This window comes from Cellulomonas fimi, from assembly GCF_028527925.1.
Classification (GTDB): Bacteria; Actinomycetota; Actinomycetes; order Actinomycetales; family Cellulomonadaceae; genus Cellulomonas; species Cellulomonas fimi_C.
Window position 1 is genome coordinate 33,104 of sequence record NZ_JAPESW010000035.1, and the last position, 6,306, is coordinate 39,409.

Sequence of the window (6,306 nt, forward strand, 5' to 3'; positions counted from 1 at the left end):
ACGAACTCTGCCCGAGTTCGCCCGAGTCCGCGGGACGGGGGTTGAACCGACCCAGGAGGTTCAATGACGAACCGCAGCCTGCCCCGCCGCCCGCGCGGACGGTCCACGTGGCGCACGCTGGCCGCCACGGCCACCGCGCTCGCCGTCACCGGGTTGGCGGCGCTCCCCGCCCAGTCAGCCCCGCACGTCCCCGCCGCGCCGGCGGCACCTGCCGCGCTGGCGGCACCTGCCGCCGCCGCCGGCTCCGTCCACCTCGTCGACACCGGCGCGACCGCCGAGACGCGCTCCCTGTTCTCCTACCTCGACGACGTGCGCGGCGACGGCATCCTGTTCGGCCACCAGCACACGACGTCGTTCGGCCTCACGACCGGCCCGACCGACGGCACGACGTCCGACGTCAAGAACGTCACGGGCGACTTCCCCGCCGTCTTCGGCTGGGACACCCTCATCATCGAGGGCAAGGAGCGGCCCGGCGCCGCGGACAACACGCGCGACCAGAACATCGCGGTCATGGCCGACTACATCGCGAAGGCCGACGCGCTCGGCGGCATCAACACCGTGAGCGCGCACGTCGAGAACTTCGTGACCGGCGGCTCGTTCTACGACACGTCGGGCGACACGCTGCGGGCCGTCCTGCCCGGCGGCTCGCACCACGCCGAGCTCGTCGCGTACCTCGACGACATCGCCGAGCTCGCCGACGCCTCACGCGACGCCGACGGCGACCTCATCCCGATCATCTTCCGACCGTGGCACGAGAACGCCGGCTCGTGGTTCTGGTGGGGCGCCGCGTTCGGCTCGCCCGGCGAGTACCAGGAGCTCTACCGGTTCACCGTCGAGTACCTGCGCGACGTCAAGGGCGTCTCCAACTTCCTCTACGCGTGGGGCCCCGGCGGCGGGTTCGGCGGCAACCGCGACGTCTACCTGCGGACCTACCCCGGCGACGCGTTCGTCGACGTGCTCGGCCTCGACACGTACGACAACACGGCCTCCGACGCGTTCCTCACGGGCCTCGTCGCGGACCTGCGGATGATCGCCGAGATCGCCGACGAGAAGGGCAAGATCTCCGCCTTCACCGAGTTCGGTGTCACCGGCGGCGTCGGCACGAGCGGCTCGTCGCCCGCGCAGTGGTTCACCAAGGTCCTCGCGGCGATCAAGGCCGACCCCGTCGCGAGCCGCAACGCGTACATGGAGACGTGGGCCAACTTCGACGCGGGCCAGCACTTCGTGCCCGTGCCCGGCGACGCGCTGCTCGAGGACTTCCAGGCGTACGCGGCCGACCCGTACACGCTCTTCGCGTCCGAGGTGACCGGGGCCTTCGACCGCACGGTCGACGCCGCGCCCGCGCAGCCCGTCGCGCACATCGCGTCGCCCGCCGACGGCGCACGCGTCGCGACGTCGCCGTCGACCGTGCGCGTGCGCGTCACGAACGCCGAGGCCACAGCGGTGAGCGTCGCGATCGCCAAGGGCGGCACGGTCGTCGACACGCTCGACCTCGCGGACGACGGGTCGCTCTGGTGGAGCGCGCCGTGGTCGCCGACCGCCGCGCAGCTCGACAACAGCACGTACACGGTGTCGGCCATGGCGACGCTCGCAGGCGGCGGCACGCTCGACGTCACGAACCAGGTCGTGCTCGGTCCGAAGCCGACGTTCGCGCCGGGCGTGGTCGACGACTTCGAGGGCTACGGCGACGACACCGCGCTGCGCGCCGAGTACGTCACCTACGGCGCCAACACGATCTCGCTCGAGACCGGGTCGGTCGGCAGCGGCGCCAAGGCGCTGCGGCTCGACTACGACTTCGCGACGCAGACCTACACGGGCCTGGGCAAGCAGCTCAGCGGCGACTGGTCGGACTTCAACGAGCTCGCGCTCTGGGTCGACCCGGACGGGTCGAACAACAAGATGGTCCTGCAGCTCAACGCCGGCGGTGTCGCGTACGAGGCGTACCCGTCGCTCGCCGGGGACGCGCCGCAGCTCGTCACGATCCCGTTCGTCGACTGGCGTCCGGCGCCGTGGGACACCGCGCACGCCGACCGGCGGATCTCCGACGCCGACCTCCAGGCCCTGACGTCGTTCAACGTCTACGTCAACAGCGTCGACGGCGGCGCCGCGTCCGGGTCGATCGTGGTCGACGACATCGCCGCCCTGCCCGGCGTCGAGCCGCCGCCGCTGTTCTCCGACGTCCCCAAGGGCCACCCGTACGAGACCGAGATCCTCTGGCTGCACGCCCAGAGCCTCGACGACGGCTACCCGGACGGCACGTTCAAGCCGACGCACGTGGTCAAGCGCGCCGACGCGGCCCGGCTGCTCTACGCGTACGCGAAGGCGTCGTTCACACCGCCAGCCAAGCCGTCGTTCTTCGACGTCAGGAAGAGCAACGCCGCCTACACCGCGGTCGAGTGGCTCGTCGCCGAGGGCCTCGTCGACGACGGGCTCCTGTTCCTGCCGAACGCGCCGCTCGACCGGTCGTCGACCGCGGAGCTCCTGTGGCGGCTCGCCGGGTCCCCCGAGCCCGAGGGCACCGAGGCGTTCCGCGATGTCCCGACGTGGCACCCGTACCGGACCGCGATCACGTGGGCGACCGAGGTCGGCGTGATCGTGCCGGTGTCCTCGTCGCGGTTCGGGGTGCTCGAGCCGGTGCAGCGGCAGGAGGTCGCCCGGTCCCTGTACCGGTTCGACGCGCTCCCGTCGCCGCTGCTGCCCGTCGTGCTGTCGGACTTCGCCGACGGCGCGCAGGGCTGGGGGCCCCTGGACAACGGCCCGGGCTCGGCGACGGCGTCCGGCGGGGCGTTGACGATCGAGGCGGCCGCACCCGACGGCGGGTGGTTCTCGTTCACGCCGTCCGTGACCGACTGGACCGGCCGCACGTCGCTCGCGCTCGACGTCGTCTCGACGACCGGGTTCGACACCAAGGCGGCGATCCAGCTCGGCTCGTCGTGGCAGTGGTGCGAGACGGCGCAGGTCGGCTGGGTTTCGGGGCCCCGCACCGGCGACGACCCGCTCGTCGTCGACCTGACGACCCTGACCGCGGAGTGCCGTGCGCTGCTGTCGGACGTCAAGCGCGTGAACCTCTACTTCAACGCGGGCACGCACGTGATCGACGATGTCGAGCTCCGCTGACGCGAAGGCCTGACACGCGGCCGAGGGCCGGTCACCCGCCGGGAAGCCGGCCCTCGGCCGTCAGCGGTCGCGCACGCCCGCGTAGCCCCAGGCGGCGAGCCCCACGACCGCCGTGCCCGCGACCCACGCGGCGAGACCCCACGCCAGGGGGTCGACGAGGGCCAGGACCCCCCCGGCGGCGAAGAGGAGGAACCAGCCGACCCTCCGCGGGTCGGTGCCGCCTCGCGGCCGCGCTCCTCGCCGGCGGCGCCGGCGCTGCGGGTCGACGTGGCGTCCGACCGCGCCCGCGGCCGGGTCCGACGTCGTCGCCCTGGGCACCCTGCCTCCTCACCTCGTCGTCGCAGCCCGCCCGTCGGGATCACTGTGGCAGCAGGAGGCCGTCCGTCACCAGTCCGCGGACCGACGGGAGGACGTCCGCGGCGACCGCGTCGGCGCCCACCTCGAGCAGCGCGCCCAGCGCGCCGACGATCTGACCGACGGTGAGCTCGCCGTCGCACACGCCGACGAACCCCGCGAGCGCGGTGCCCGCCTGCACCGTGCGGCCGAACCCGCCGCCCTGCCGCAGCAGCACGACCTGCGGGTCCACGGCGCCCGGCGTGAGGTAGCGCTCCTCGGTCACATCGGGCGCGACGACGAGCCGCGCATCGGCCAGGTCGGCGTCGGTGCGGGCCTCGAGCCAGTCGTGCGCGTCGAGCGCGGCGCCGATGACCGGCCCGAGCGGCTGCGCGACGGTCCCCGTGACCTCCTCCAGGCGCCGCAGGCTCCGGCGGGCACCGTCGAGCGGGCGTCGGAGCGTCACGATCCCGAACCCGATCGCCTCGACGTCGCGGCTCGCGAAGTCGTCGAGCCACGCGCCGTACCGGGCCGCCCACGCGTCGCGGTCCCGGTCGGGCGTCGTTCCGCCGTCGCGGATCCACGTCTCGGCGTACTGCGCGGGGTCCTGGAGCTCGCGCTGCACGACCCACGCGTCGAGCCCCGACGCGTCGACCCACGCGCCGATCCGCTCGTCCCACGACTCGCCGCGCCGCACCTCCCAGTTGCCGAGCAGCTGCGCGACGCCACCCGGCTCGAGCACGTCGCCCACGCCCTCGACGAGCTCACGCACGATCGCGTCGCCCGCCCGGCCGCCGTCGCGGTACTCGTACGCCGGCACGTCCGCGGACCGCGGTGTGATGACGAACGGCGGGTTGCTGACGACGAGGTCGAACCGCTCGCCGGCGACCGGCTCGAGCATCGATCCCTCACGCAGCCCGACCCGGTCACCGACCCCCGCCAGGGCCGCGTTGAACCGCGCGAACGCGAGCGCGCGCCGCGAGATGTCCGTCGCGACGACAGCGTCGGCGTGCCGTGTCGCGTGCAGCGCCTGCACCCCGCACCCGGTGCCCAGGTCGAGCACCCGCCGACGCGGCGACCGCACCGTCACCTGCGCCAGCGTCGTCGACGCCCCGCCGACGCCGAGCACGTGGTCGGTCCGCAGCGCCGTACCCGTCGCCAACTCGCCGAGGTCGGACGCGACCCACCAGTCCACGTCGCCCGACCCGTCGGACGCCGCGTACGGGCGCAGGTCGACGAGCGCGCGCACGTCGTCGTCGGGCGCCGCGCCGCTCGCGTCGACCAGCCCGAGCGCGTAGGCCCCGCGCGAGCCCAGGGTCGCGAGCGCCCGGTCGAAGGCGTCGCGGCGCACCCGGCAGCCGAGCAGGAACGCGCGGACCAGCGTCGCGACGGGCTCGTCGGACGCGGCCGTCGCGCGCAGCGCGGGCACGGGCTCCTCGCGGTGCAGGGCCGCGGCGGCCACCGGGCCGAGCAGGTCCTCGACCGCGGCGACCGTGAACGACGCGCGCCGCAGGTCGTCGCGCAGGTGGTCGAGCAGGGCGGGGTCCGGCTGCGGGACGTCGACGCTCATGCCCCGATTCTCCCCGCACCGCGCCGCCGGTCGGCGCGCGACGTCCTCCTCGGCGGCATGAGGTGCGGCAGGTGGGCGGCCAGGCGCGGGGGGCGCGTGTCACCCGAACGAGCGGTCCTCCTGCGCCGTCCGAGGCGCGCCGCGACCGATCCGTCCCGGTGTGCCGGATTCTGCGCCACGATGACGCCCTGGGGCCGCCCCGTCCCAGGTCCCCCGCCCGGGACCGTCGCACGCAGAAGGTACGTCGGCAGCATGGCACTCGAACTCGCGCTGGGCGCACGGCCGCGCACAGCAGACCCGTCCGCCCTCGCGGTGCCGTCGTGGTCCGAGGTGACCGCGTGGGCCGACGCCGCTCCCCTGTGGCTGCCCTGGGCCGTCGCCGGCCTCTTCGCGGTGGGCATGCTCGTCGCGCTCGTCGGCCGTCGCCGCGCGCGGCGCCACGACCGGTACACGACCGCGCGGTTCAAGCAGGCGTGGTCGACGCTCAAGGACACCGAGAAGAAGCTCGAGGACGAGCGCGCGTGGGCGCAGGAGCAGGCGCGCGCGGTCGAACCGGCGCTGCAGGTCGGCCAGGCGCTCGCCGTCGAGCGGGCGCTCGCGGCCGAGCGTGCGCACGCCGCCGAGCGCGCCTTCGCCGCCGGGCAGTGGCCGCAGCTCGACGACGCGGCCGTCGAGGAGCTCCTCGCGCTCGCCGACCTCGTCACGACCGACGAGGCGGCGCTCCAGCTGCGACGCGTGCTGTCGGCGGTCGGGATCCGCGAGCTCCCGGTGCAGTCCGGCGACCCGTTCGACCCCGACCTGCACGTCGTGTGCCACGCGCGCCCCGCACCCGCGCCCGAGTACCTCGGCACGGTTGCGACGGTGCACGCGTCGGGCTGGGCGACGACGACGGACGTGCTGCGCCCGGCGGACGTCGAGCTCTACGTCGACCCGCGCTGACCGCTGGGCTCGAGATCGACGACGAGCGGCCGGTGGTCGCTCGCGCGCTGCACGAGCGCGTCGTCCCGCACGTGCGCGGCCGCCACCCGCAGGCCCGCGTCGTGGAGCACGACGTCGATCCGGTGCCGCGCGTCGACGGCCGGGTACGTCGGCGGGCCGTCGGGCGCCGCATCGAGCAGACCCGCGAGCCCCGCCTGCGCCCCCGCGGTACCGCCGACACCGCCGACGGCTCGCCCGCGTCGTGGCTCGTCGCGAGGTCGCGCGGGCCCGCGCGGGGCCCGCGCGGGACATCCGAGGCCGTCAGCGTGGCGGCGCGGTGACGGACGACGCAGGAGGTGGCGCGTGGC

The 6,306-nt window shown here is 74.8% G+C and carries 5 protein-coding genes; 2 read left to right on the plus strand and 3 right to left on the minus strand.

The genetic code is table 11. The features are described from left to right. Positions 1-63: 63 nt before the first annotated feature. On the plus strand, positions 64-3,117 hold the full coding sequence (locus tag OMK64_RS14960) for a glycosyl hydrolase (RefSeq protein ID WP_272729163.1): 3,054 nt from the start codon (positions 64-66) through the stop codon (positions 3,115-3,117). Positions 3,118-3,177: 60 nt separating this feature from the next. On the opposite strand, the gene OMK64_RS14965 is transcribed toward OMK64_RS14960, so the two are convergent. Together OMK64_RS14965 and OMK64_RS14970 are read right to left on the minus strand one after the other, a co-directional pair. Next, positions 3,178-3,435 carry a hypothetical protein gene (locus tag OMK64_RS14965; RefSeq protein ID WP_272729164.1) on the minus strand — a complete coding sequence of 86 codons (258 nt, stop codon included), beginning with the start codon at positions 3,433-3,435 and terminating at the stop codon, positions 3,178-3,180. Positions 3,436-3,475: 40 nt separating this feature from the next. Continuing rightward, a complete protein-coding gene (locus tag OMK64_RS14970; RefSeq protein WP_272729165.1) occupies positions 3,476-5,020 on the minus strand; it encodes a DUF7059 domain-containing protein in 1,545 nt (514 codons plus the stop codon). A 252-nt stretch (positions 5,021-5,272) separates the two neighbouring features. Here OMK64_RS14970 and grpE point away from each other — a divergent pair, with 252 nt between their 5' ends. Then, on the plus strand, positions 5,273-5,959 hold the full coding sequence (gene grpE, locus OMK64_RS14975) for a nucleotide exchange factor GrpE (protein WP_272729166.1): 687 nt from the start codon (positions 5,273-5,275) through the stop codon (positions 5,957-5,959). Here the strand turns inward: grpE and OMK64_RS14980 are convergent. Next, positions 5,941-6,306: endonuclease/exonuclease/phosphatase family protein (locus OMK64_RS14980; protein ID WP_445292855.1), on the minus strand; the 366-nt coding region annotated here is incomplete at its 5' end. The two genes, grpE and OMK64_RS14980, sit on opposite strands and share 19 nt — an antisense overlap.